Consider the following 23,187-nt stretch of genomic DNA (forward strand, 5'->3'; position numbering starts at 1 on the left):
TTGTGTTGGGTGTGCGGGCGCCTGCTAGCGGCCGCGCGGGGGGGGGGGCGCTGTATCGCCCAGGCGCTGAAAGCGTCATGGCGAACTCGCTGAAAATGTCATGGCGAACCACCTTCCTGTCAAATCGCATCTCGCCCCTTGCAATCCTCTGGTGACACCCCAATAAAAGCTGTTAGATTTCAGCCGTTTGAAACACCGGCCCATCTGACCGGCAGAGGAACAGCCCGATGATCGCAAAAGAAGCCCGTCAGGCCCTGGCGCTACAGCGCTTTGCCGAGGCCAACCCGCAGCTGCTCGAAGAGGTCCGTGAGCTGGATGCGCGCGAGCAGGCCCAGCAGATCGAGTGGGCTTTCGAGGATGCGGCCGAGGAACAGGGTATCCAGCCTTGGGAGCTGGCCCTGCAGCTGATCGCCGAAACCCCCGAGCAGCTGCAGGCCATGCGCCTGGAGACGCACCGCGAGGTAGCCGAGGCGCTGGGGATGGAGTGGGAGGAGTACTGCCAGTTCAACGAAATCGATCCTGAATAAAGGCATCGAATTCGTTTGTGGTAGTTGTTTGACAAGGTATTTCGGCTGCAGGTCGCCCCGGGCGTCGTGCGGCCCCCATTGAAGCAGGCTCGGCGTCATGTCGTGCGGGCCGTGAAAGTTAATCGACCGGCGTGGTTTCCCGTCGTCCCGAGTGGGGTGACTTCTGCTGCGCGACTCACTAGAATGCTTGCCCTTGATTCTGGAGTCGGGCAAACGCCGGCTAACGTCTGTGCAACGAGGAATATCCATGCAAGTTTCTGTTGAAAACACTTCCGCTCTCGAGCGCCGCATGACCATCGCCGTTCCGGCCGAGCGCGTCGAGAACGAAGTCAACAAGCGTCTGCAACAGACTGCCAAGCGCGCCAAGGTTGCCGGCTTCCGCCCAGGCAAAGTGCCGATGAGCGTGATCCGTCAGCGTTTCGAAGCCGATGCTCGCCAAGAGGCTTTCGGTGACCTGGTCCAGGCTTCCTTCTACGAAGCCATCGTCGAGCAGAAGCTGAACCCGGCTGGTGCTCCTGCGGTAGAGCCAAAGTCCTTCGAAAAGGGCAAGGACCTGGAATTCGTCGCCATCTTCGAAGTGTTCCCGGAGTTCACTGTTGGCGGCCTCGAGTCGATCAGCGTCGAGCGCCTGAGCGCCGAAGTGGCTGATGCCGACCTGGACAACATGCTGGAAGTGCTGCGCAAGCAGAACACCCGCTTCGAGGCCGTCGAGCGCGCCGCGCAGAACGACGACCAGGTAAACATCGACTTCGTCGGCAAGGTCGACGGTGAAGTGTTCGCCGGTGGTTCGGCCAAGGGCACCCAGCTGGTGCTGGGTTCCGGCCGCATGATCCCGGGCTTCGAAGACGGCCTGGTTGGTGCCAAGGCTGGCGAAGAGCGCGTTGTCAACGTGACCTTCCCTGAGGACTACCAGAACCTGGACCTGGCTGGTAAAGCCGCCGAGTTCACCATTACCGTCAACAGCGTTGCCGCTCCTGTGCTGCCAGAGCTGAACGAAGAGTTCTTCGCCCAGTTCGGCATCAAGGAATCGACCCTGGAAGGCTTCCGCACCGAAGTTCGCAAGAACATGGAGCGTGAACTGCGCCAGGCCATCAAGGCCAAGGTGAAGAACCAGGTCATGGACGGTCTGCTGGCCGCCAACCCGATCGAAGTGCCGAAAGCCCTGCTGGAAAACGAAGTCAACCGTCTGCGCGTGCAGGCCGTTCAGCAGTTCGGCGGCAACATCAAGCCTGAGCAGCTGCCAGCCGAGCTGTTCGAAGAGCAAGCCAAGCGCCGTGTGGTCCTGGGCCTGATCGTGGCCGAAGTGGTCAAGCAGTTCGAGCTGAAGCCGGACGAAGGCAAGGTTCGCGAAATGATCGAAGAAATGGCTTCGGCTTACCAAGAGCCTGAGCAGGTCATCGCCTGGTACTACAAGAACGACCAGCAACTGAACGAAGTCCGTTCGGTTGTGCTGGAAGAACAAGTTGTAGATACTGTTCTGCAGAAAGCGACTGTGACCGACAAGTCGGTCTCGTACGAAGATGCCGTTAAACCAGCACAGGCTCCAGCCGCCGCTGAGTGACAGGCTTCTCTCGTAGGAAACCCCCACAAGCCAGCCTTCGAGCTGGCTTGTGCGTATTCAAGCCATGACTATTTGGGAGTGAGCGCAGGACATGTCCCGCAATTCTTATATTCAGCAGAGCTCTGACATCCAGGCCGCAGGCGGCCTGGTCCCGATGGTTATCGAGCAGTCCGCCCGTGGCGAACGCGCTTACGACATCTACTCGCGCCTGTTGAAGGAGCGTGTGATCTTCCTGGTTGGCCCGGTAGAGGACTACATGGCCAACCTCGTCGTCGCGCAACTGCTGTTCCTTGAAGCGGAAAACCCGGACAAGGATATCCATCTGTACATCAACTCGCCGGGCGGTTCTGTCACCGCCGGCATGTCGATCTACGACACCATGCAGTTCATCAAGCCGGACGTCTCGACCATCTGCATCGGCCAGGCCTGCAGCATGGGCGCCTTCCTGCTGGCTGCAGGTGCCAAGGGCAAGCGTCACTGCCTGCCGAACTCGCGCGTGATGATCCACCAGCCACTGGGCGGCTTCCAGGGTCAGGCCACCGATATCGAGATCCACGCCCAGGAGATCCTCAATATCAAGGCCCGCCTGAACGAGCTGCTGGCCTACCACACCGGCCAGGATCTCGAGACCATCAAGCGCGACACCGAACGTGACAACTTCATGAGCGCCTCGCGCGCGGCCGAGTACGGCCTGATCGACTCGGTCTACGACAAGCGGCAACTGGCCTCCTGAACCGGGGTGCCAGAGCAGGTAGGCGCGGAAAGCGCCTACCTGCGGACTTGAAAAAGCCCGCAATTGCCTTCATCTTGTGTTGCAAGCCTACCGGATTGGATCGATCGAATGACTGACACCCGTAACGGCGAGGACAGCGGCAAATTGCTTTATTGCTCCTTCTGCGGCAAAAGCCAGCACGAAGTGCGCAAACTGATTGCCGGGCCCTCGGTATTTATCTGCGACGAGTGCGTCGACCTGTGCAACGACATCATCCGTGAGGAGGTGCAGGAAGCCCAGGCCGAGAGCAGCGCGCACAAATTGCCTTCGCCGAAAGAAATCAGCGGTATCCTGGACCAGTACGTCATTGGTCAGGAACGCGCGAAGAAGGTGCTTGCCGTAGCGGTATACAACCACTACAAGCGCCTGAACCAGCGTGACAAGAAGGGTGACGAAGTCGAACTCGGCAAGAGCAACATCCTGCTCATCGGGCCGACCGGCTCGGGCAAGACTCTGCTCGCCGAAACCCTTGCACGCCTGTTGAACGTACCGTTCACCATTGCTGACGCCACCACCCTGACCGAGGCCGGTTACGTGGGTGAGGACGTCGAGAACATCATCCAGAAGCTGTTGCAGAAGTGCGACTACGACGTGGAAAAGGCCCAGATGGGCATTGTCTACATCGACGAGATCGACAAGATTTCGCGAAAGTCGGACAACCCGTCCATCACCCGTGACGTCTCGGGGGAGGGCGTGCAGCAGGCACTGCTGAAGCTGATCGAAGGCACCGTGGCCTCGGTTCCGCCGCAAGGCGGCCGCAAGCACCCGCAACAGGAATTCCTGCAGGTCGATACCCGCAACATCCTGTTCATCTGCGGTGGCGCCTTCTCGGGCCTGGAAAAGGTCATCCAGAACCGCTCCACCAAGGGTGGCATCGGTTTTGGAGCCGAAGTACGCAGCAAGGAAGAGGGCAAGAAGGTTGGCGAGTCCCTGCGTGAGGTCGAGCCGGACGATCTGGTCAAGTTTGGCCTGATCCCGGAGTTCGTCGGCCGTCTGCCGGTACTGGCAACCCTCGACGAGTTGGACGAGGCTGCGCTGATGCAGATCCTCACCGAGCCGAAGAACGCCCTGACCAAGCAGTATGCCAAGCTGTTCGAGATGGAAAGCGTCGACCTCGAGTTCCGCAGCGATGCGCTCAAGGCCGTGGCGCGCAAGGCCCTGGAGCGCAAGACCGGCGCCCGTGGCCTGCGTTCGATCCTCGAAGGCGTGCTGCTCGATACCATGTACGAGATTCCTTCGAAGAAGGATGTCAGCAAGGTGGTGATCGACGAGAGCGTCATCGATGGTACCTCGCAGCCGCTGATGATCTACGAGAACAGCGAGCCGCAAGCCAAGGCCGCGCCGGACGCCTGATCAAGGCACGGGCCGGTTGACGGTTGCAAGCAAGAAGGGGCCTACGGGCCCCTTTCTGCTTTTCCTGCGCTAGCGCTTGTAATTTCCCAAGCGTGCCCCCACATTAGGTCCAAGCATCATTTCCACCGGTTTCCGGCCATAAGGCCGCTGTAGAGGCGAAATCATGAAGACCACCCTCGACTTGCCTCTTTTGCCATTGCGCGATGTCGTTGTTTACCCGCACATGGTCATCCCGCTGTTCGTGGGGCGTGAAAAGTCCATCGAAGCCCTTGAGGCGGCGATGACGGGCGAAAAGCAGATCCTCCTGCTGGCCCAGAAAAACCCGGCTGACGATGACCCGGGCGAAGACGCCCTGTACCGCGTCGGTACCGTTGCCACCGTACTGCAATTGCTGAAACTGCCCGATGGCACCGTCAAGGTGCTGGTCGAGGGCGAGCAGCGCGGCGCCGTGGAGCGTTTCAGCGAAGTAGAAGGGCACATCCGTGCCGAAGTTTCCCTGATTGACGAAGTCGACGCCGCCGAGCGCGAGTCGGAAGTGTTCGTGCGCACGCTGTTGTCGCAGTTCGAGCAGTACGTGCAGCTGGGCAAGAAAGTCCCTGCCGAAGTGCTGTCGTCGCTGAACAGCATCGAAGAGCCAGGGCGCCTGGTCGATACCATGGCCGCACACATGGCCCTGAAGATCGAGCAGAAACAGGAAATTCTCGAAATCGTCGACCTGCCGACCCGCGTCGAGCACGTACTGGCGCTGCTGGATGCAGAAATCGACCTGCTGCAAGTCGAAAAGCGCATTCGTGGTCGGGTCAAGAAGCAGATGGAGCGCAGCCAGCGCGAGTACTACCTGAATGAGCAGATGAAGGCCATTCAGAAAGAACTCGGCGATGGCGACGAAGGCCACAACGAAGTCGAAGAGCTGAAAAAGCGCATCGAGGCCGCTGGCCTGCCCAAGGACGCACTGGCCAAGGCCCAGGCAGAGCTGAACAAGCTCAAGCAGATGTCGCCGATGTCGGCCGAGGCCACCGTGGTCCGGTCCTACCTCGACTGGCTGGTGCAGGTGCCGTGGAAGGCCCAGAGCAAGGTGCGGCTGGACCTGGCCAAGGCCGAGGAAATCCTCGATGCCGACCACTACGGCCTGGAAGAGGTCAAGGAACGCATCCTCGAGTACCTTGCCGTGCAAAAGCGCGTCAAGAAGATCCGCGGCCCGGTACTGTGCCTGGTCGGCCCGCCTGGCGTCGGCAAGACCTCGCTGGCCGAGTCGATCGCTGCTGCCACCAACCGCAAGTTCGTGCGCATGGCCTTGGGTGGTGTGCGTGACGAGGCCGAGATCCGTGGTCACCGCCGTACCTACATCGGTTCCATGCCTGGCCGCCTGATCCAGAAGATGACCAAGGTGGGGGTGCGCAACCCGCTGTTCCTGCTGGACGAAATCGACAAGATGGGCAGCGACATGCGTGGTGACCCGGCCTCGGCACTGCTCGAAGTGCTCGACCCGGAGCAGAACCACAACTTCAACGACCACTACCTGGAGGTCGATTACGACCTCTCGGACGTGATGTTCCTGTGCACCTCGAACTCGATGAACATCCCGCCGGCGCTGCTCGACCGGATGGAAGTCATCCGCCTGCCGGGCTACACCGAGGACGAGAAGATCAACATCGCGGTCAAGTACCTGGTGCCCAAGCAGGTCAAGGCCAACGGTTTGAAGAAGGACGAGCTGGAAGTGGACGTCTCGGCGATCCGCGACATCATCCGCTTCTACACCCGTGAAGCCGGTGTTCGTGGCCTGGAGCGGCAAATCGCCAAGGTCTGCCGCAAGGTGGTCAAGGAACATACCGGGCAGAAGCAGGTCAAGGTCAAGGTGGCCAGCGAGCAGCTGGAGCACCTGCTGGGCGTGCGCAAGTTCCGCTACGGGCTGGCCGAGCAGCAGGACCAGATCGGCCAGGTTACCGGCCTGGCCTGGACCCAGGTGGGCGGCGAACTGCTGACCATCGAAGCGGTGGTCATTCCCGGCAAGGGGCAGCTGATCAAGACCGGCTCGCTGGGCGATGTCATGGTCGAGTCGATCACAGCCGCGCAGACCGTGGTGCGCAGCCGTGCCCGCAGCCTGGGTATCGCCGCCGACTTCCACGAGAAGCACGACGTGCATATCCACATGCCGGAAGGCGCCACGCCGAAGGACGGTCCAAGTGCCGGTATCGGCATGTGCACCGCGCTGGTGTCGGCACTGACGCAGATTCCGGTACGTGCCGATGTGGCAATGACCGGCGAAATCACCCTGCGTGGCCAGGTGCTGGCCATTGGCGGGTTGAAGGAAAAACTGCTGGCGGCACACCGTGGCGGGATCAAGACGGTGATCATTCCCGAGGAGAATGTTCGCGATCTGAAGGAGATTCCGGAAAATATCAAACAGGATCTGCAGATCAAACCGGTCAAATGGATTGACGAAGTCCTGCAAATTGCGCTGCAATACGCCCCGGAGCCCTTGCCAGATGTGGCTCCGGAGATTGTCGCGAAAGATGAAAAGCGCGACGGCGATGCTAAGGAAAGAATTAGCACGCACTAGTAGTTTTTGGCTGGGGGGCTTTCCTTGACAGTTTTTTCGGGGCCTTGCTATAAAGCGGCACGCTATTGTCATCAGGCCACCCAGCGCACGTTTCATAAGCTTTTCATTACATACTTAGAAACAAACTCAATAGAGAAATAAGGGGACTTAGAGTGAACAAGTCGGAACTGATTGACGCTATCGCCGCATCTGCTGACATCCCGAAAGCTGTAGCCGGCCGTGCGCTGGACGCAGTCATCGAATCCGTCACCGGCGCCCTGAAGCAAGGTGACGATGTGGTACTGGTTGGCTTCGGTACCTTCTCGGTCAAGGAGCGTGCAGAGCGCACCGGCCGCAACCCGCAAACCGGTAACGCGATCAAGATCGCTGCCGCCAAGGTTCCAGGCTTCAAGGCTGGCAAAGGCCTGAAAGACGCCGTCAACTAAGTCGTCTCTTTCAGCCGGACCTGGCCTGGCCAGGTCCGAGCACGGTGATGGCGGGGCGCAAACGTTCCCGCCTGACACGTTTGCTAAGAAAAGGCGCATCCTCGGATGCGCCTTTCTTTTATCAGGTTTCTACCCACGCTCCGCGGTTGTCGACGCAGTGGTACAGCCGTTTCTGGGGGACGCATGCTGCAAAATATCAGGGACAATTCACAAGGTTGGATTGCCAAGACCATCATCGGCCTAATCGTCGTGTTGATGGCGTTGACCGGCTTCGAAGCCATTTTCCAGGCCGCCACCCATAGCCAGGACGCTGCCAAGGTGAACGGCCAGACCATCAGCCAGAACGAGCTGAGCCAGGCGGCCGACATGCAGCGCCGTCAGCTGATGCAACAGTTGGGCAAGGATTTCGACCCGGCACTGCTGGACGACAAATTGCTGCGCGAAGAGGCACTGAAGGGCCTGATCAGCCGCAAGCTGCTGTTGCAAGGCGCCGAAGATGCCAAATTCGCCTTCTCCGAGGCCGCGCTGGATCAGGTGATCCTGCAGACGCCGGAATTCCAGGTGGACGGCAAGTTCAGTGCTGATCGTTTCGACCAGGTCATTCGCCAGATGGGCTATGGCCGCATGCAGTTCCGCGACATGCTCGCCGAGGAAATGCTCATCGGCCAGCTGCGCACCGGCCTGGCCGGCAGCAGCTTCGTCACCGACCAGCAGGTCGATGCCTTCGCCCGCCTCGAGAAGCAGACCCGTGACTTCGCCTCCCTGACCTTCAAGGCCGACCCGGCCGCGGTCAAGGTCAGCGATGAAGAGGTCAAGGCGCACTACGACCAGCACGCCAAGGAGTTCATGTCGCCAGACCAGGTGGTGATCGACTACATCGAGCTGAAGAAGTCGGCGTTCTTCGATCAGGTCAAGGTGACCGACGAAGAGCTCAAGGCACAGTACGAGAAGGAAATCGCCAACCTCGCCGAGCAGCGCCATGCCGCGCACATCCTCATCGAGGTCAACGACAAGGTCACCGACGCCCAGGCCAAGGCCCGCGCCGACGAGATCGAGCAGCGTCTGGCCAAGGGTGAAGACTTTGCCGCGCTGGCCAAGGAGTTCTCCCAGGACCCGGGTTCGGCCAATAGCGGCGGTGACCTTGGCTTCGCCGGCCCGGGCGTTTACGACCCGGCGTTCGAAGATGCGCTGTACAAGCTGCAGGATGGCCAGGTCTCGGCGCCGGTGCGCACCGAGTTCGGCTACCACCTGATCAAGCTGCTGGGCGTACAGGCGCCGGAGGTGCCGAGCTTCGCCAGCCTGAAGGACAAGCTGACCCGTGACCTGAAGATTCCGTTGGTCGAGCAGCGTTACGTCGATGCCAGCAAACAGCTGCAGGATGCCGCCTACGAGGCCTCCGACCTGGCCCAGCCGGCGCAGGACCTGAACCTGAAGGTGCAAACCTCCGCAGCCTTCGGCCGCGAGGGTGGTGAAGGCATCACTGCCAACCGTTCGGTCGTGCAGGCTGCATTCTCCGAAGAAGTGCTGGAGGAGGGTGCCAACAGCACCGCCATCGAGCTCGACCCGGAAACCACCGTGGTGCTGCGCGTCAAGGAGCACCGCAAGCCTGAGCAACTGCCGCTGGAAGCCGTGGCCGGGAACATCCGTGAACACCTGGCCAAAGAAAAGGCAACTGCCGAGCTCAAGGCCAAGGCGGACAAGCTGATTGCCGGCCTGCGTGACGGTTCCATTGCAGCGGGCGGCGTGCATGAAGGGCAGGGCTGGAAGGCCTATGAAGCAGTTACCCGTGGCGAGGACGGTATCGACCCGGCCGAGCTGCAGGCGCTGTTCCGCCTGGGCAAGCCGCAAGCCAAGGACAAGCCGGTTTATGGCAGCGTCGTGCTGCGTGACGGTAGCCTGGTGGTACTGCAGCTCAAGGGTGTCAACGAAGGCGCTGCTGCCACCGACGAAGAGAAGCAGCAAATCCGCCGCTACCTCGCGTCGCGTGCTGGCCAGCAAGACTTCGCGGCATACCGCAAGCAGCTGGAAGCCAAGGCGGACATCACCCGTTACTAAGGTGATGGATGCATGAACGAAACAGGCCGCCTTGAGCGGCCTGTTTCGTTTCTGTTGTCTGTGCCGGCCTCTTCGCGGGTAAACCCGCTCCCACAGGTCCAACACAGGTTTCAAGTACTGTGCTGAACCTGTGGGAGCGGGTTTACCCGCGAAGAGGCCGGCACCAGCAGCACAAGGCCTAGCGTTTCACCCCTTCATGGTTATCCAGCGTATCCCGCGCAATCTCGCGCCCCAGGGCAATCAGCTCCGGCGCCTTGTAGAACTCGAAAAACCGGCACACCCGTTTGGGCACGTTGATCAGTACATCCGGCGGATAGCCGGCGATCTTGTACTGCGCCAGCGAGGTCTGCATGACCTCGAAGCTCTGGTTGATCAGGTCCAGCAGTGAAGCGGGCCCCACATTGTCGATGATGAACGAGCCGGTCGCCGACTTCGGCGCGCCTTCGCGCTCCGGAGCCGCCGCCGGTTGCTGGCCTTCCGGGTCGGCGGCATCGGCCAGCCACGGGTTCGGCTGCGCCAGCCCTTCGGCGACGATTTCCTGCTCGATGCGGATCAGCTCCTCGGCCGGCTTGCGCCGGAACGGCAAGCGCGAGCCCAGCGAACTGAGCAGCGCATCGAAACGCATCTTGAATGCCGCCGGGCGTTCGATCACCGGTAACTGATACTGCTTCTGGTTGGTGGCGTTGAGATTGACCGCGATGATCAGGTCGCAGTGGCTGGACACCACCGGCACGATCGGCAGCGGGTTGAGGATGCCGCCATCGACCAGCATGCGGTTGCCTTGCATCACCGGGGTGAACAGGCTGGGGATGGCTGCCGACGCGCGCATGGCCTGGTGCAGGCAGCCCTCCTGGAACCAGATTTCCTGCTGGTTGGTGAGGTCGGCTGCAACCGCCGTGTAAGGGATGCGCAATTGCTCGATGTTGATCTCGCCGACGATCTTGCGGATCTGCCCGAACACCTTGTCGCCGCGAATTGCGCCAAGACGAAAGCTGACGTCGACCAGACGCAACACATCCAGGTAGTCGAGGCTCTCGATCCAGTTGCGGTAGTCTTCCAGCTTGCCGGCGGCATAGATGCCGCCGATCACCGCGCCCATGGAGCAGCCGGCGATGCAGGCAATGTCGTAGCCGCGGCGCTCGATTTCCTCGATCACGCCGATGTGTGCATAACCCCGGGCTCCACCCGATCCCAGTACCAGTGCCACGCGTTTGCTCATGAACGTTCCCCGGCCAGTGCAACCATGGTCCTACAATGCACCCATCGCCACCTGTGCTTCAATGTGCATCGCGCTGAGCTACTGTAATAAAACTGGCTGGGCCAAGCTGGCCGGGCGGGGCACTTTTCAGCTGCCGGGGCGTCGAACAGCCACTGTTTTTTTCCATTGAGGTATTACCGATGAAAGCCTGGATCTGCCTTCCACTGATTGCCTTGGCCCTCGCTGGCTGCGCGGGCAAGACGGCCTACCGCGAGAGTTGCGCGACCCAACTGGATGCCGCTTGGAAGGAACTGGACCTGGCCAAGGCCGAAGGCTTTGCCGGTGCCGTGAGTTACTCCAAGGCCTTGTCGCTACTGACCGGGGCCAAGACCCAGCAGCAGTTCGAAGGTTATGAAAGCTGTACCAGAAAAGCCGAAAAGGCCCGCTTCTACATTCGTGAATCTCGCGCCGGGCGCTGATCAAGGAGCGTCTTTCAATGTCTGCCATGCTTGATCATGTGGTCGCCCAGATAGTGGCCTTGCAGGTGCGCCTGCTGGCTTGCCGCGAGCGCCTGGCTGCCGATACCGACAGCGAGGCCTTGCATGACCTGCGCACCACCCTGCGGCGCCTGCGCAGCCTGCTGCGGCCGCTGCGTGGGCTGCCGGGGGTAGAGCAACTGGAGGCCGCCGCCAAGTCGTTGGGTACCCTCACCACGCCGTTGCGTGACCGTGAAGTGCTGGCGGCCGAACTGATCGGGCGTGGTTTTGCCGAGGCCGGGCAGCGGCGCCTGGAAGGGCGTGACAGAACCTTCGCCAGTGTTGCCGCCAGCCCGCAGCTGACCCGGGTGCTGGCGATTGTCGACGCGTTTCCGCTGTTCCTGCGTGCAGCCGACCGCGAAGGCCTGGTCAAGGCGCTGGAAAAGCGTATCGACAAACGCCTGGTCAAACAGTGGCGCAAGTTGCACAAGGCGCTGCAGGACCCGGCCCACGATCGCCACCGCCTGCGTCTGCTCATCAAGCGTGCGCGCTATGGCGATGAGGCCTATCCGCAGCTCGACCATGCGGGCAAGCAGTTGCGGCGCTTGCTTAAGCAGGCCCAAGGCGACCTGGGTGACTGGCACGATCGTCTGCAATGGCTGCTGCAGGCACGCGACCATGCCGACCTGGCACTGTGCAAGGCCGCCTGGGAGGAGGAATTGCACGAGGCCGAGCGCCATTCGGATGTGACGCTGGATGCACTGCAGCAGGCGCTGGCGCGCCGAAAGCCCGAAAAATGACCGATATGCGGGCTGATCGGCAAAGGTTTGCTGGCTAGGATGGACAGACCTTTTTCGCTACAGGTAGGAGCCGGCCAATGAATTTCAAGCAACTGCTCGACGCCGTGCGGGCCAACCCCGAATCTGTGAGCGTCCCGCCAAGCTGGACCCAGGGGCGCGCCGCCTTTGGCGGACTGATGGCTGCCATGGTGTATGAAACCATGCGTCAGAAAATCTCCGATGACCGCCCCGTGCGTTCGTTGGCCATCAGCTTTGTGGCGCCTGCCGCAGCGGACGTACCAATCCGCTTCGATGTGGAGGTGCTGCGTGAAGGCAAGGCGGTCAGTACCTTGCTGGGCCGTGCCGTTCAAGACGGCCAGGTGGTGACCTTGGTGCAGGGCAATTTTGGCGCAGGGCGGCCATCAGTGGTCGATGTGCCGGCGCTGCCGGCCACGGAAATGAAAGCGCTCGAAGACGCGGCCCCCGAGCTGCCCCATATCAATGGCGTTACCCCGGAGTTCATGCAGCATGTGGCCCTGCGCTGGGCGGTGGGTGGGTTGCCGTTCAGTGGCAACCAGTCGCGTCAGATGGGCGGCTGGGTACGTTTGCGGGGAGTGGCCGAAGAACCGGTCAACGAGGCGCATCTGCTGGCGTTGGTCGATGCCTGGCCACCGAGCCTGATGCCGTTTCTCAAGCAGCCGGCTGCCGGCAGCACGTTGACCTGGACCATCGAATTCATGCAGCCCACGGCGCAGCTATCGACGCTGGACTGGTGCCGTTATTGCGTGGAAACCGAACATGCGCGGGATGGTTATGGGCATGCCGCCGCTGAGTTGAGGACGGCGCAGGGCGAACTGCTGGCCTTGAGCCGGCAGACGGTTACCGTGTTTGCCTGACCGAACCTGGGAGCGCGTTGCGCTCCAATCGCGACACAAGGCCGCTCCCACAGGATCGCGTAAATTTCAGGACATGCGCGGTTCTTGTGGGAGGCGGCCTTGCGTTGCGATTGGGCTGCAGAGCAGCTCCAATGGCATCAGCGCCGATGCTTGTGTCGTTCCCGCCAGGCCTTCCACCAGGCCCCGCTCAGCAAGAAACGCGGAAAGGTGATGAACTGCTCGGTCAGCAGGCGTTGCACGGCATCCTTGCGGTTGGCGAAGGGCTCGGGTTGCTCGGCTTCCAGGCGATGCCCCTGGCGCTGCAGGCCCAGGCCGGCGATCAAGGCAATGATGCCAACGGCAATCTGGCCCAGATCCAGACCGAACAGGCCGGACAGAATCAGCAACGCGCCAAGGATGAACAACGGCACGGCGATCAGGTGCAATACCAGATTGGCCGGGTGGCGGTGGTTGTGGTGGTAGCCGCGCCATTGCCAGGCGGGCAGGTTGGGCAGGCGTTTGCTCATGGGCATTTCCTCTCGGTCATGCCCAAAGCTTAGTGCGCCCCCCAGGCGGGGGCCAATCGAGGCTGGCTATGGTGACTATAGCTTGAGCTGGCCAATGGCTTTGTTCAGTTCACCTGCCAGGGTTGCCAGTTCGCTGCTGGTGGTCGCCGAGCCCACGGTCTGATGCACGGTCTGCTCGGTGACATCGCGAATGCTTACCACGGCGCGGTTCATTTCCTCGGCCACCTGGCTTTGCTGCTCGGCGGCCACGGCAATCTGGGTGTTGCTTTCGCGCATCTGCGCCACGGCACCGGTAATCTCTGCCAGTGCTTCGCCGGCCTCCTGGGCCTGCCTGACACAGTCGTCGGCCTTGTACGAGCTTTTCTGCATGAACTCCACTGCATCTCGGGTGCCCGACTGCAGGGCGGAGACCATGGTGGTGATCTCGTCGGTGGAGTTTTGCACGCGCTTGGCCAGGTTACGTACTTCATCGGCCACCACGGCAAAGCCGCGGCCCAGGTCGCCGGCGCGCGCTGCTTCGATGGCGGCATTGAGCGCCAGCAGGTTGGTCTGTTCGGCGATGCTGTGGATCACGCTGACAACGCCATTGATCTTCTGGCTGTCTTCAGCGAGCTGGCGAATCATCTCGGCAGTTTGCTGAACGCCGCTGGACAGCCCGGAAATCGAATCCTGCACCCGGCTGACCACCTCCTGGCCGCTACCGGCCAGGGCATCGGCGGTTTGTGACAGATCACGGGTGGCGCCGGCGTGCTGGGCGATGTGGTGCACCGTAGCCGACATTTCGTTGATGGCGGTAGCGGCCTGGTCGGTCTCGCTCTGCTGGCCGAGCATGCCGTGGCGCACGTCGCTCATGCTCGCAGCCAGGCGCGCGGCACCGGAGTCCAGTTGCGCGGCGGTGTGGGCGACGGTACTGACCACGCGGTGGTAGGTCGCCTGCATGGCATTGAAGGCCCCGGCCATCTGGCCGACCTCGTCGCCACAGGCCAGTGGCACGCGGGCCGACAGGTCGCCGGTTTTTTCCACGTGCAGCATCACGTCCTTGAGGGTGTTGAGCTGGCTGAGCAGGAAGCGGATCAGCAACTGCGAGGCGCCGAGCATCGCCAGCATCAGGATCAGCACGCATACCGCGTAGTTGCTGAAGCGGTCGAAGAACACCTGACGCAGGCTTGGCGACTGCGCCAGCACGGCTATTTGCTGGTCGCCGTTGCGCAGCACCTGCGCACCCTGTAGCGGGTTGTTGCCCAAGAGCCGGGCGGCGGGCAGTTCGACCCAGCCTTGGGCATTGCGCAGGGCCTCGAGGGGTTCACCCGCGAAGGTGGGTGTTTGCCCGGCTGACCAGCTGATGACGTTGGCCGGGCGGGGCAGCGGCTGGCCGGCCGGCCAGGCAGCCAGCAGTTGGGCCTGCGCGGCCGCCTGGGCCTGCGCGGCCTCGGCGCGGGCGCGCTGCTCCAGGTGCACGGCATAGAGCACCAGCAGCAGGGTTGTGACAAAGGCCACCGCGTTGACGGCCCAGAACTTGTACTTCAGGGAAACATTGCTAAGCCAGGCACCCATGGGCAGGTCTTCTCTGAGTTGAGCGGGAACAATATTGGCAAGGTGCCATCATTGTGCCTACGTGCGCCATGGAGTTTGTTGATGCATATCAACACCAAGCACCAGCCCCTGTAGGAGCAGCCTTGTGCTGCGAAGGGGCAGGCAAGGCCAACCGAATGTTGTAGCTGTCATGGCCTCTTCGCAGCACAAGGCTGCTCCTGCAAAGGGGCGCGTCGGGTTCAGGGGAGTTGGAAAAACGCCCGTGCCGTTGCCGTGGTATGCGCCGCCGTATGCTCGGCTGACTCCCCCCGGTGCAGGGCCACTTCACGCAGTACCTCTGGCAGGAACGCTGGTTCGTTGCGCCCATTCTTCGGCTTGGGCCGCAGGCTGCGCGGCAGCAGGTAAGGCGCATCGCTCTCCAGCATCAGCCGCCCCTCGGCAATGTTGCCCACCAGCGGGTGCAGGTGGGTGCCACGGCGTTCGTCGCAGATCCAGCCGGTAATGCCGATGTGCAAGTCCATGTCCAGGTACGCGAACAGCGCGTCGCGCTCGCCGGTAAAGCAGTGCACCACTGCGCCGGTCAGGTGGTCGCGGTAATCCTTGAGTATCGCCAGCAGGCGATCGCTGGCGTCGCGTTCGTGCAGGAACACCGGCATTCGCAGCTCGGCAGCCAGTGCCAGCTGTGCCTCCAATGCTTTTTCCTGCAGCGGGCGAGGGGAGAAGTCACGGTTGAAGTCCAGGCCGCATTCGCCCACGGCGCGCACGCGTGCTTCATTCAGCAACTGGCGCAACTGGCGCTCGCTGCCGGCATCCCAGGTTTTGGCATCATGAGGGTGTACGCCTGCCGTGGCGAACAGGTGTGCGCCGCTCGCATCCAGTTGCTGGCAAAGCTCCAGCGCCTGTTCGCTGACCGCCAGGCTGGTGCCCGTCAGCACCATTTGCGTGACCCCAGCCTCAAGGGCGCGCTCGACGATTGCCGCCTGCTGGTCGTGGAAACTGCTGTTGGTCAGGTTGACGCCGATATCGATCAGTTGCATGGTGCTACCTCGTGCCGCGGGGCGGCCAGCATAGCAAAAACCGTGTTTTTCTGAAAAAACCAAGAACTTCATGCTGTTGCCGTGGTCTTTTGCCGTCATTTCTCTCTTGGCGGTGCAACTCCATGGATGCCGCCCACCGACAACGGACACGTTTTCGCATGCAGCGATGCTGGCTCATTTTCCTGCTGACGCTTGGGCTGACATTGACCGGGCCCGCCCATGCGCGCGTGCCGGGACCTCAGCAGAACATCGCGCCGGCCAAGGTCCGTGACCTGCAACAGATTCGCACCAGCCAGGTGCTGCGGGTACTGGTCAACCAGAGCCGCAACAGCTCCGGTGAGGTCAAGGGCGAGCCGGTCGGCATCGAATACTATCGCCTGCGTGCCCTGGAACATTACCTCAATGCCCGTGCCGCTGACGGTCAGGAGATCCAGCTCAAGCTGATCCCGCGGGCCAAGGAGCAGTTGCTGGGCGCTTTGGCCCGTGGCGAGGGTGACCTGGCCGCGCCGGGCGAACTGCTCGACCCCGCCGTCGTGCGCGGGGTCAGCAGCAGCGCGCCGGTGCTTGACCAGGTGCCGCTGCTGCTGGTGGGGCGCAAGGGCGAGCGCAGCTTCAGCCATGTCGAGCAGTTGTCCGGGCGTACCGTGGCCCTGACCAGCGCCAGTGCCGCCGGCCCATTGATCCAGCAGGTCAACCAGCAGCTGGCGCTGCGCAAGCGCGCGCCGATCAAGGTGGAGTGGGTCGACTCGACCTTGGCGGTGGAGGATGTGCTGGAAATGGTCCAGGCCGGCATCTATCACCTGACCGTGGTCGAGCAGCCGATCGCCCGGCGCTGGGCTCGGGTGATGCCGCGCCTGCGCCTGGACAGCCGCGTAAAGCTGGGGGCGCCGCAAGCCATGCGTTGGTATGTGAGACCCGATGCGCCGCAGTTGCAGGCCACGGTCGATCGCTTTCTGCAGGGCTACCGCGCACCGGACAACCAGGACGCCGCGTTCGAGCGCATCTACCGGCGCCAGTACCGGGTGCACGACCCATTGGCCAGCAAGAATCGCCAGCGCCTGACCGCGCTGCGGGCGGTGCTGCAGAAACACGGTGAGGCGCAGCAGATCGACTGGCTCAACCTGGCCGCGCTGGCCTTCAAGGAGTCGACGCTCAACCCGGCGGCGCGCGGCACCGGAGGGGCCCATGGCCTGATGCAGATCACCCCCTCGGCGGCGCAGCGCGTGGGGGTGAGCAACACCGCCACGGTGGATGGCAATGTCCAGGCCAGTGCCCGCTATCTGGCGCTGATCCGGCGCAAGTTCTTTGCCAGCGCCAAGATCAACGAACGCGAGCGCATGGCCTTCGTGCTGGCGGCCTACAACCTGGGCCCCGAGCGCGTCCAGGCCATGCGCGCGGAAGCGCGGCGGCGCGGGCTGAATGGCGACCAGTGGTTCTTCCAGACCGAACGTATCGCCATGGAGCAGGTGGGCATGGGGCCGGTCAACTTCGTCAATAGCGTCAACAAGTACTTTTTAGCGTTCAATCGGGAACGTGCCGCGCTGGAGCGTGTGGCGAAGCGTTGAAAGATCGATTTTATCGATTGTTATGTTGGATTATTTGCGGTTTTCATATCTATAGAACCGATTATGATGGCGCCCATCCCAACACAACTTTCCCGCTTCAAGGAGTCTTCGACATGAACAACGCCACCCTCAACGCTCTGTTCTCCACCCGTGCCGGCGCTGGCCTGAGCGTCATCCGTATCCTGGTCGGCATCATCTTCATTGCGCATGGTGCGCAAAAACTGTTCGGCATGTTCGGTGGCTATGGCCTGGAAGGCACCGGTCAGTGGATGGAGAGCATCGGCCTGGCCCCGGGTTACCTGATGGCTCTGCTGTCCGGTAGTGCCGAGTTCTTCGGCGGCCTGGCCCTGGTGATCGGCCTGCTGGCCCGCCCGGCGGCCCTGGTGCTGGCGGTGACCCTGGTGGTGGCGATCCTCACGGTGCACATCGGCAACGGCCTGTTCATGTCCAACAACGGCTATGAGTTCGGCCTGGCCCTGCTGGCTGGCACCGTCGCGGTGCTGATCGAAGGCGCTGGCCGCTTCTCGCTGGACCGCCTGATCGCCCGCTGATACATCGTAAATTCCAAGATACAAGCCGCAGGCCGATCACTTTCGGCTTGAGGCTTGTATCTTGCCGCTTGTAGCTCTAGCATACCGCCTGCGCCGATTTAAACAGCTACTTGCGGGGCGCAGGAAAACCCCTCCGGGTCATCCGAAATACCGCTAAAGCGCTGGTTCGGTGACGCCTCCCACCGCTGCCCAGCGGGATTCGCGAGGCGGAGAGAAGCTCCATGAGTTGCCCACGTACCAGTGTCTGTTTGAGCCCCTTGCCTGCCAGCCAGGCATCCCGCACACCGCGCATCCTGCTCGGCGGCCAGCATCAACCCACTCTTTTACGTCACCTTGAAGGCCTGTCCCGGCGCAAGGGCCAGGCGCGTGCATTTCTGATCCAGTTCGCCGATACCGGCTGCCACCTCGCACAGTATGGCAATGACCGTTTCGACCTGGCCGTGATCCAGGCCCCGGCACCGGACGAGGCCGCCGAAATCATCGGCCACCTCACCCGTATCGCGCGCCAAGGCCTGATTACCCGCCGCTGAGGAGCGTGCAGTTGAGTACCAACATCATCACCGCGGAAGGCCATGAGGCGCTGAAGAAAGAACTGGACCACCTGTGGCGGGTATACCGCCCGGAGATTACCCAGAAGGTTACCTGGGCGGCATCGCTGGGCGATCGCAGCGAGAACGCCGACTACCAGTACAACAAGAAGCTGCTGCGTGAGATCGACCGCCGGGTGCGTTACCTGCGCAAGCGTCTTGAAGATGTGAAGGTGGTGGCCTACTCGCCGCAGCAAGAGGGCAAGGTGTTCTTCGGTGCCTGGGTGGAGATCGAGAACGACGAGGGCGAGACCATGAAGTTTCGCATCGTCGGGTATGACGAGATCTATGGGCGCAATGACTACATCTCGATCGACTCGCCCATGGCTCGCGCCTTGCTGAAAAAGGAGGAGGGTGATGAGGTGGTGGTGCACACACCTACCGGTGAAGCGACCTGGTATGTAAACAGCGTCAGCTACGGGCAATGAGTCGATGTTGCCTGTGCCGGCCTCTTCGCGGGTAAACCCGCTCCCACAGGTTCACCACGGTACTTGAAACCTGTGTCGGACCTGTGGGGGCGGGTTTACCCGCGAAGAGGCCGGCACAGGCTGTCATCAACTCTCGCGTAAAACCGCCAACGGGCTGGCATTCAGCGCCCGCCGCGTCCCCAGCACCCCCGCACCGCCCACCAGCAACGCCCCTGCCAGCGGCAACAGCAGCAACCACACATGCGGGCTCCATTGCAGGTCGAAGGCATAGCGGTACAGCACCAGGGTAATCAGCTCGCACCCGACCGCTGCCAGCAAGCCGCTGGCCGCACCCAGCAAGCCGAACTCGATCCGTCGCGCCTTGACAAGCAATGGCCGCGCCGCGCCCAGCGCACGTAGCAAGGCGCCCTGGCGGATGCGCTCGTCCAGCGTCGCCTGCAAGCCAGCGAACAGCACCGCCAACCCGGCTGCCAGCACGAACAGCAACACATATTCCACCGCCAGGGTCACCTGGGCGAGGATGCTGCGCAGCTGATCGAGCAAGGCGTCCACCTGCAGGATGGTCACCGCCGGGAATGCCCGTGACAGTGCCACCACATCCAGGTCATGGCCCGGTGCCAGATAGAAGCTGGTCAGGTAGGTGGTCGGCAGCCCCTGCAACGTGCCGGGCTGGAAGATCATGTAGAAGTTCGGCTGGAAGCTGTCCCAGTGCACGCTGCGCAGGCTGCTGACCCGGGCCTGGCGCTGCTGGCCGCCGATGTCGAAGGTCAGCAGGTCGCCCAGTTGCAGCTTCAGGCTGCTGGCCAGTTCCGCCTCCACCGACACACCGGGGATTTCATCTTCGGCGGGCAACGCCTGCCACCAGTTGCCACCCGTCAGTGCGTTGCCTTGGGGCAGTTCGGCTGCCCAGGTCAGGCTGAGGTCGCGCTGCACGGCGCGCTCGCCTGCCGAATCCTTGCTGACCACTTGCTGCACCGGTTGGTCGTTGATTCGCACCAGGCGGCCGGGTGTCACCGGGTACAGCGGTGCCGAGGTGGCATTGACCTGCTGCAAGTGTTGGGCGAAGGGCTCGCGATCATCCGGCAGGATGTTCAGGGCAAAATGGTTGGGTGCATCCTTGGGCAACTGCGCTTGCCAGGTGTCGAGCAGTTCCGCGCGCAGCAGCGCGACCAGGGCCATGGCCAGCAGGATCAGGCCGAAGGCCAGGGCCTGGCCGGCAGCGGCCATGGGGTGGCGCAGCAGTTGGCCCAGCCCCAGGCGCCAGGTCAGTGGAGCCCCGGCCAGCAATTGGCGCAGGCTGCGCAAACCGAGCAGCAGCAGGCCGCCGAGCAGCAGTGCGGCGACCAGGCCGCCTCCGAGCAGTGCGAAGGTGAGCAGCAGGTCCAGGCTCAGGCGCCACATGATCAGGCCCAGGGCGAACAGGGCCGCGCCGTACACCAGCCAGCTGCTGGGCGGTATCGGCAGCAGGTCGCGGCGTAGCACGCGCAACGGCGGCACCTGACCCAGCGCGGCAATTGGCGGCAGGGCGAAGCCGGCCAGGGCCACCAGCCCCGTAGCGATGCCGGCCAGGGCCGGGACGATGCCACCTGCAGGCACCACGCTTGGCAGCAGGCCATGCAGCAGGCGGAACAGGCCCAGCTGGGCCAGCCAGCCGAGCAGGGCGCCGACCAGCGCGGCGACCAGGCCAAGCATGGCCAATTGCAGGCAGTACAGGCCCAGTGCCTGGCGGCGCGAAAGGCCCAGGCAGCGCAGCAGGGCGCTGGCGTCCAGGCGGCGTGCGGCATAGCGGCTGGCAGACAGGGCAACGGCGACGCCTGCCAGCAGCACCGCCACCAGGCTGGCCATGTTCAGGTAGCGCTCGGCCTTGCCCAGGGCGCCGCCGACCTGCTGGTTGCCATCGCGGGTGTCGCGCAGGCGCTGGTTGGCGGCCAGGTCCTTTTTCAGCGCACCGCGGTACTGCGCCAACGCTTCGGCATCGCCGCGCCACAGGTCGCGGTAGGTGACCCGGCTGCCCGGTTGAATCACGCCGGTGGCCTGCAGATCGGCCAGGTTCATCATTACCCGTGGGGTAAGGCTGTAGAAGTTGTTGGCGCGGTCCGGTTCGTAGGTGAGTACGCGGGTCATGCGCAGCGTCTTCATGCCCACATCGATGCTGTCGCCAACCTTAAGCCCCAGTGCCGCCAGCAAGCGTGGCTCGACCCATGCTTCGCCAGGTGCCGGGCCACCGCCCGGGGTTTCTGCTGCATAGGGCTCCGCGGCACTGCGCACTTGCCCGCGCAACGGATAGGCACCATCGGCAGCCTTGACGCTGGACAGCTGGATGCCGTTGTCGCCGCCGACCACGCTGGTGAACTCGACCACCTGAGCGTGGCGCAAGCCAAGCGCCTTGCCGGCCTCGATCTGCTGGTCGCGGGCCGGTGCACTGCCCTGCACCACCAGGTCGGCACCCAGGAACTCGCTGGCGCGCAGTTGCATGGCGCCGTTGAGGCGGGCACCGAAATAGCCGATGGCAGTGCTGGCCGCCACCGCCACCAGCAGGGCGAAGAACAGCACGCGCACTTCGCTGGCGCGAATGTCGCGCAGCAGCTGGCGCAGGGCCAGGCCGCACAGGCGGGACAGCGGCATGTGGTTCATCAGGCCTCCACCGGCGCCACCAGGCGGCCTGCATCCAGGCGGATCTGGCGGCGGCAGCGCCGGGCCAGGCGTTCATCATGGGTAACCAGCACCAGAGTGGTACCGCGTTCCTTGTTCAGTTCGAACAGCAGGTCGCTGATGCGTTCGCCGGTGTGGCTGTCTAGGTTGCCGGTGGGCTCGTCGGCGAACAGCACCGCCGGTTGCGCGGCAAAGGCACGGGCAATGGCCACCCGTTGCTGTTCGCCACCCGAAAGCTGGCGCGGGGTGTGGCTCAGGCGCTTGCCCAGGCCGACCCGTTCGAGGAGGGTGCGCGCGTGTTCGCGGGCATCGCGACGGCCGTCCAGCTCCAGCGGCAGCATGACGTTTTCCAGGGCGTTGAGGCTGTCGAGCAGCTGGAACGACTGGAACACAAAGCCTACATGCTCGGCGCGCACCCGCGCGCGTTGGTCTTCATCCAGCGGCCCCAGGTCGTGGCCAGCGAGGATGACTTTGCCGGCACTGGGCTGGTCGAGGCCGGCGAGCAGGCCGAGCAGGGTAGACTTGCCCGAGCCCGAGGCGCCGACGATGGCCAGGCTGTCGCCCTGGGCCAGGTCGAGGGACAGCGCGTGCAGGATGGTCAGGTCACCTTCCGCGCTGGGGACCACTTTGCTAAGGTTCTGCGCAACGAGAATGCTGGGGCCCATGGAGAATCCGATGCGAGTGTGGTGGTTGAGTGCCGGTCTGGCCCTGTATTGCCTGGCCCAGAGCGCGGCGGCGGGAACACTGCTGATTGTCGGCGATAGTATCAGCGCCGGTTTTGGCCTGGATACCCGCCAGGGCTGGGTTTCCCTGTTGCAGACCCGCCTGCTGGAAGAAGGTTTCGACGACAAGGTGGTCAATGCGTCGATCAGCGGCGACACCAGTGCAGGTGGCCAGGCGCGGCTGCCGGCGCTGCTTGCAGCGCACAAGCCGAGCCTGGTGGTGCTGGAGCTGGGCGGCAATGATGGCTTGCGCGGGCAGTCGCCAGCGCAATTGCAACAAAATCTTGCCTCAATGATCGAGAGTGCGCGCAAGGCCGGTGCCAAGGTGGTGCTGCTGGGCATGCGCCTGCCGCCCAATTATGGCGTGCGCTACACCACCGCCTTCGCCCAGGTCTATGAACAGCTGGCTGCCGAAAAACAGGTTCCGCTGGTGCCATTTTTCCTCGAGGGGGTAGGGGGCGTGCCTGAGTTGATGCAGGCGGATGGCATTCACCCGGCTCAGGCCGCCCAGCAGCGCCTGCTGGAAAATGCCTGGCCGGCGATAAAACCCTTGCTCTGATGCTTTAAACGGCGCCGTCTTTCGGCTAATGTTGCGCCCCCCGTTTCGAGTGCCACCAATGCCGCGCCCTGCCTGGTCCCTTTATGCCTACCAACTGATCGAGCCTGATGAGCAGCTCGACCTGTTCGCCTGCCAGGAAATCCGCGTCCACCTCGTGGCCCGACAGCTCGAGCTGGGCGTACCGGCCGACCGCACTCTGTGCGGTGGCCTGCTGCCTGCGCAACCGCGCTGGTCGGGGGTACCGCGCTCGATCTACCGCGACGGCCGCCTGTGCGACCTGTGCCGCGCGATCCTCGATGCCCAGCGGCGCGGCATGCGCCCGGTGTGGCCGGAGCTGCAGGGCGGCTGAACACCGCACCTTTCATCATCTGGAACGCTTGCATGGCGCCAATGCCTCCCGCTTGCATCGGCGCAGGTGTACAATCGATTCTCTTGACCCACCTTT

General features: G+C 63.0%; 22 protein-coding genes. 16 read left to right on the plus strand and 6 right to left on the minus strand.

Translation table 11 applies throughout. From position 1 onward, the window contains the following. Nucleotides 1–227 precede the first annotated feature (227 nt). From IRZ77_RS14340 to IRZ77_RS14370, 7 genes are all read left to right on the plus strand, one after another. Nucleotides 228–527, plus strand: coding sequence for a DUF6388 family protein (locus IRZ77_RS14340; RefSeq protein ID WP_046616831.1), 300 nt, complete (start codon nt 228–230; stop codon nt 525–527). A 247-nt stretch (nt 528–774) separates the two neighbouring features. Next, nucleotides 775–2,088 carry a trigger factor gene (gene tig, locus IRZ77_RS14345; RefSeq protein WP_015269696.1) on the plus strand — a complete coding sequence of 438 codons (1,314 nt, stop codon included), beginning with the start codon at nt 775–777 and terminating at the stop codon, nt 2,086–2,088. Between the two features lie 91 nt (nt 2,089–2,179). After that, the gene (clpP, locus tag IRZ77_RS14350) at nt 2,180–2,821 is read left to right on the plus strand and encodes an ATP-dependent Clp endopeptidase proteolytic subunit ClpP (protein ID WP_003259400.1); all 642 of its coding nucleotides are present in this window, start codon (nt 2,180–2,182) and stop codon (nt 2,819–2,821) included. A 108-nt stretch (nt 2,822–2,929) separates the two neighbouring features. Beyond that, nucleotides 2,930–4,213: an ATP-dependent Clp protease ATP-binding subunit ClpX gene (clpX, locus tag IRZ77_RS14355; protein WP_025338419.1), complete on the plus strand. Its 1,284-nt coding sequence runs from the start codon at nt 2,930–2,932 to the stop codon at nt 4,211–4,213. A 163-nt stretch (nt 4,214–4,376) separates the two neighbouring features. Beyond that, nucleotides 4,377–6,773 (plus strand): endopeptidase La, encoded by a 2,397-nt coding sequence (gene lon / locus IRZ77_RS14360; RefSeq protein WP_015269697.1) that lies wholly within the window; start codon nt 4,377–4,379, stop codon nt 6,771–6,773. A gap of 152 nt (nt 6,774–6,925) precedes the next feature. Further along, nucleotides 6,926–7,198, plus strand: a complete 273-nt coding sequence (locus tag IRZ77_RS14365; RefSeq protein ID WP_003259401.1) for an HU family DNA-binding protein — start codon at nt 6,926–6,928, stop codon at nt 7,196–7,198. Between the two features lie 183 nt (nt 7,199–7,381). Beyond that, nucleotides 7,382–9,253, plus strand: a complete 1,872-nt coding sequence (locus IRZ77_RS14370; RefSeq protein WP_108480313.1) for a SurA N-terminal domain-containing protein — start codon at nt 7,382–7,384, stop codon at nt 9,251–9,253. A 178-nt stretch (nt 9,254–9,431) separates the two neighbouring features. Here the strand turns inward: IRZ77_RS14370 and IRZ77_RS14375 are convergent, their stop codons facing one another. Beyond that, on the minus strand, nt 9,432–10,472 hold the full coding sequence (locus tag IRZ77_RS14375) for a patatin-like phospholipase family protein (RefSeq protein WP_046617224.1): 1,041 nt from the start codon (nt 10,470–10,472) through the stop codon (nt 9,432–9,434). Between the two features lie 179 nt (nt 10,473–10,651). On the opposite strand from IRZ77_RS14375, the gene IRZ77_RS14380 reads away from it, so the two are divergent. From IRZ77_RS14380 to IRZ77_RS14390, 3 genes are all read left to right on the plus strand, one after another. After that, nucleotides 10,652–10,930 (plus strand): hypothetical protein, encoded by a 279-nt coding sequence (locus IRZ77_RS14380; RefSeq protein ID WP_003259403.1) that lies wholly within the window; start codon nt 10,652–10,654, stop codon nt 10,928–10,930. A 17-nt stretch (nt 10,931–10,947) separates the two neighbouring features. Next, nucleotides 10,948–11,727 (plus strand): CHAD domain-containing protein, encoded by a 780-nt coding sequence (locus IRZ77_RS14385; RefSeq protein WP_085600184.1) that lies wholly within the window; start codon nt 10,948–10,950, stop codon nt 11,725–11,727. Nucleotides 11,728–11,804: 77 nt separating this feature from the next. Further along, a complete protein-coding gene (locus tag IRZ77_RS14390; protein ID WP_108480314.1) occupies nt 11,805–12,602 on the plus strand; it encodes an acyl-CoA thioesterase in 798 nt (265 codons plus the stop codon). A gap of 137 nt (nt 12,603–12,739) precedes the next feature. On the opposite strand, the gene IRZ77_RS14395 is transcribed toward IRZ77_RS14390, so the two are convergent. The 3 genes from IRZ77_RS14395 to IRZ77_RS14405 form a co-directional block, all read right to left on the minus strand. Continuing rightward, complete coding sequence (locus tag IRZ77_RS14395; protein ID WP_046617227.1) at nt 12,740–13,108, minus strand: Mpo1-like protein; 369 nt, start codon at nt 13,106–13,108, stop codon at nt 12,740–12,742. Nucleotides 13,109–13,183: 75 nt separating this feature from the next. Continuing rightward, nucleotides 13,184–14,662, minus strand: a complete 1,479-nt coding sequence (locus IRZ77_RS14400; RefSeq protein WP_196173728.1) for a methyl-accepting chemotaxis protein — start codon at nt 14,660–14,662, stop codon at nt 13,184–13,186. A 218-nt stretch (nt 14,663–14,880) separates the two neighbouring features. Then, entirely contained in the window at nt 14,881–15,678 is a 798-nt protein-coding gene (locus tag IRZ77_RS14405) for a TatD family hydrolase (protein ID WP_046617229.1), read from the minus strand. A 158-nt stretch (nt 15,679–15,836) separates the two neighbouring features. Here IRZ77_RS14405 and IRZ77_RS14410 point away from each other — a divergent pair, with 158 nt between their 5' ends. The 4 genes from IRZ77_RS14410 (at nt 15,837) to greB (ending at nt 18,809) form a co-directional block, all read left to right on the plus strand. Next, entirely contained in the window at nt 15,837–17,243 is a 1,407-nt protein-coding gene (locus tag IRZ77_RS14410) for an MltF family protein (protein WP_196173730.1), read from the plus strand. Nucleotides 17,244–17,356: 113 nt separating this feature from the next. Further along, the gene (locus IRZ77_RS14415; protein WP_046617231.1) at nt 17,357–17,794 is read left to right on the plus strand and encodes a DoxX family protein; all 438 of its coding nucleotides are present in this window, start codon (nt 17,357–17,359) and stop codon (nt 17,792–17,794) included. Between the two features lie 221 nt (nt 17,795–18,015). After that, nucleotides 18,016–18,324, plus strand: a complete 309-nt coding sequence (locus IRZ77_RS14420; RefSeq protein ID WP_025338428.1) for a hypothetical protein — start codon at nt 18,016–18,018, stop codon at nt 18,322–18,324. 11 nt (nt 18,325–18,335) lie between these two features. After that, nucleotides 18,336–18,809 (plus strand): transcription elongation factor GreB, encoded by a 474-nt coding sequence (greB, locus tag IRZ77_RS14425; RefSeq protein ID WP_046617232.1) that lies wholly within the window; start codon nt 18,336–18,338, stop codon nt 18,807–18,809. Nucleotides 18,810–18,935: 126 nt separating this feature from the next. Here the strand turns inward: greB and IRZ77_RS14430 are convergent, their stop codons facing one another. Next, the gene (locus IRZ77_RS14430; RefSeq protein WP_196173732.1) at nt 18,936–21,443 is read right to left on the minus strand and encodes an ABC transporter permease; all 2,508 of its coding nucleotides are present in this window, start codon (nt 21,441–21,443) and stop codon (nt 18,936–18,938) included. Next, the gene (locus IRZ77_RS14435) at nt 21,443–22,126 is read right to left on the minus strand and encodes an ABC transporter ATP-binding protein (protein WP_016714756.1); all 684 of its coding nucleotides are present in this window, start codon (nt 22,124–22,126) and stop codon (nt 21,443–21,445) included. The genes IRZ77_RS14430 and IRZ77_RS14435 overlap by 1 nt, the downstream gene beginning before the upstream one ends. Before the next feature lie 10 nt (nt 22,127–22,136). Here IRZ77_RS14435 and IRZ77_RS14440 point away from each other — a divergent pair, with 10 nt between their 5' ends. Next, nucleotides 22,137–22,742, plus strand: a complete 606-nt coding sequence (locus tag IRZ77_RS14440; RefSeq protein ID WP_046615743.1) for an arylesterase — start codon at nt 22,137–22,139, stop codon at nt 22,740–22,742. 58 nt (nt 22,743–22,800) lie between these two features. Continuing rightward, a complete protein-coding gene (locus IRZ77_RS14445) occupies nt 22,801–23,091 on the plus strand; it encodes a hypothetical protein (RefSeq protein WP_013971899.1) in 291 nt (96 codons plus the stop codon). Nucleotides 23,092–23,187: the final 96 nt, after the last annotated feature.

It is taken from the genome of Pseudomonas pudica (assembly GCF_015680405.1).
In the GTDB taxonomy this organism is placed as follows: domain Bacteria; phylum Pseudomonadota; class Gammaproteobacteria; order Pseudomonadales; family Pseudomonadaceae; genus Aquipseudomonas; species Aquipseudomonas pudica.

What these genes read in the sequence shown, in the direction of transcription:
- IRZ77_RS14340 (WP_046616831.1), top strand. Translation starts at nt 228, where the DNA reads ATGATCGCAAAAGAAGCCCGTCAGGCCCTGGCGCTACAGCGCTTTGCC.
- tig (WP_015269696.1), top strand. Translation starts at nt 775, where the DNA reads ATGCAAGTTTCTGTTGAAAACACTTCCGCTCTCGAGCGCCGCATGACC.
- clpP (WP_003259400.1), top strand. Translation starts at nt 2,180, where the DNA reads ATGTCCCGCAATTCTTATATTCAGCAGAGCTCTGACATCCAGGCCGCA.
- clpX (WP_025338419.1), top strand. Translation starts at nt 2,930, where the DNA reads ATGACTGACACCCGTAACGGCGAGGACAGCGGCAAATTGCTTTATTGC.
- lon (WP_015269697.1), top strand. Translation starts at nt 4,377, where the DNA reads ATGAAGACCACCCTCGACTTGCCTCTTTTGCCATTGCGCGATGTCGTT.
- IRZ77_RS14370 (WP_108480313.1), top strand. Translation starts at nt 7,382, where the DNA reads ATGCTGCAAAATATCAGGGACAATTCACAAGGTTGGATTGCCAAGACC.
- IRZ77_RS14375 (WP_046617224.1), bottom strand. Translation starts at nt 10,472, where the DNA reads ATGAGCAAACGCGTGGCACTGGTACTGGGATCGGGTGGAGCCCGGGGT.
- IRZ77_RS14380 (WP_003259403.1), top strand. Translation starts at nt 10,652, where the DNA reads ATGAAAGCCTGGATCTGCCTTCCACTGATTGCCTTGGCCCTCGCTGGC.
- IRZ77_RS14385 (WP_085600184.1), top strand. Translation starts at nt 10,948, where the DNA reads ATGTCTGCCATGCTTGATCATGTGGTCGCCCAGATAGTGGCCTTGCAG.
- IRZ77_RS14390 (WP_108480314.1), top strand. Translation starts at nt 11,805, where the DNA reads ATGAATTTCAAGCAACTGCTCGACGCCGTGCGGGCCAACCCCGAATCT.
- IRZ77_RS14395 (WP_046617227.1), bottom strand. Translation starts at nt 13,108, where the DNA reads ATGAGCAAACGCCTGCCCAACCTGCCCGCCTGGCAATGGCGCGGCTAC.
- IRZ77_RS14400 (WP_196173728.1), bottom strand. Translation starts at nt 14,662, where the DNA reads ATGGGTGCCTGGCTTAGCAATGTTTCCCTGAAGTACAAGTTCTGGGCC.
- IRZ77_RS14405 (WP_046617229.1), bottom strand. Translation starts at nt 15,678, where the DNA reads ATGCAACTGATCGATATCGGCGTCAACCTGACCAACAGCAGTTTCCAC.
- IRZ77_RS14410 (WP_196173730.1), top strand. Translation starts at nt 15,837, where the DNA reads ATGCAGCGATGCTGGCTCATTTTCCTGCTGACGCTTGGGCTGACATTG.
- IRZ77_RS14415 (WP_046617231.1), top strand. Translation starts at nt 17,357, where the DNA reads ATGAACAACGCCACCCTCAACGCTCTGTTCTCCACCCGTGCCGGCGCT.
- IRZ77_RS14420 (WP_025338428.1), top strand. Translation starts at nt 18,016, where the DNA reads ATGAGTTGCCCACGTACCAGTGTCTGTTTGAGCCCCTTGCCTGCCAGC.
- IRZ77_RS14430 (WP_196173732.1), bottom strand. Translation starts at nt 21,443, where the DNA reads ATGAACCACATGCCGCTGTCCCGCCTGTGCGGCCTGGCCCTGCGCCAG.
- IRZ77_RS14435 (WP_016714756.1), bottom strand. Translation starts at nt 22,126, where the DNA reads ATGGGCCCCAGCATTCTCGTTGCGCAGAACCTTAGCAAAGTGGTCCCC.
- IRZ77_RS14440 (WP_046615743.1), top strand. Translation starts at nt 22,137, where the DNA reads ATGCGAGTGTGGTGGTTGAGTGCCGGTCTGGCCCTGTATTGCCTGGCC.
- IRZ77_RS14445 (WP_013971899.1), top strand. Translation starts at nt 22,801, where the DNA reads ATGCCGCGCCCTGCCTGGTCCCTTTATGCCTACCAACTGATCGAGCCT.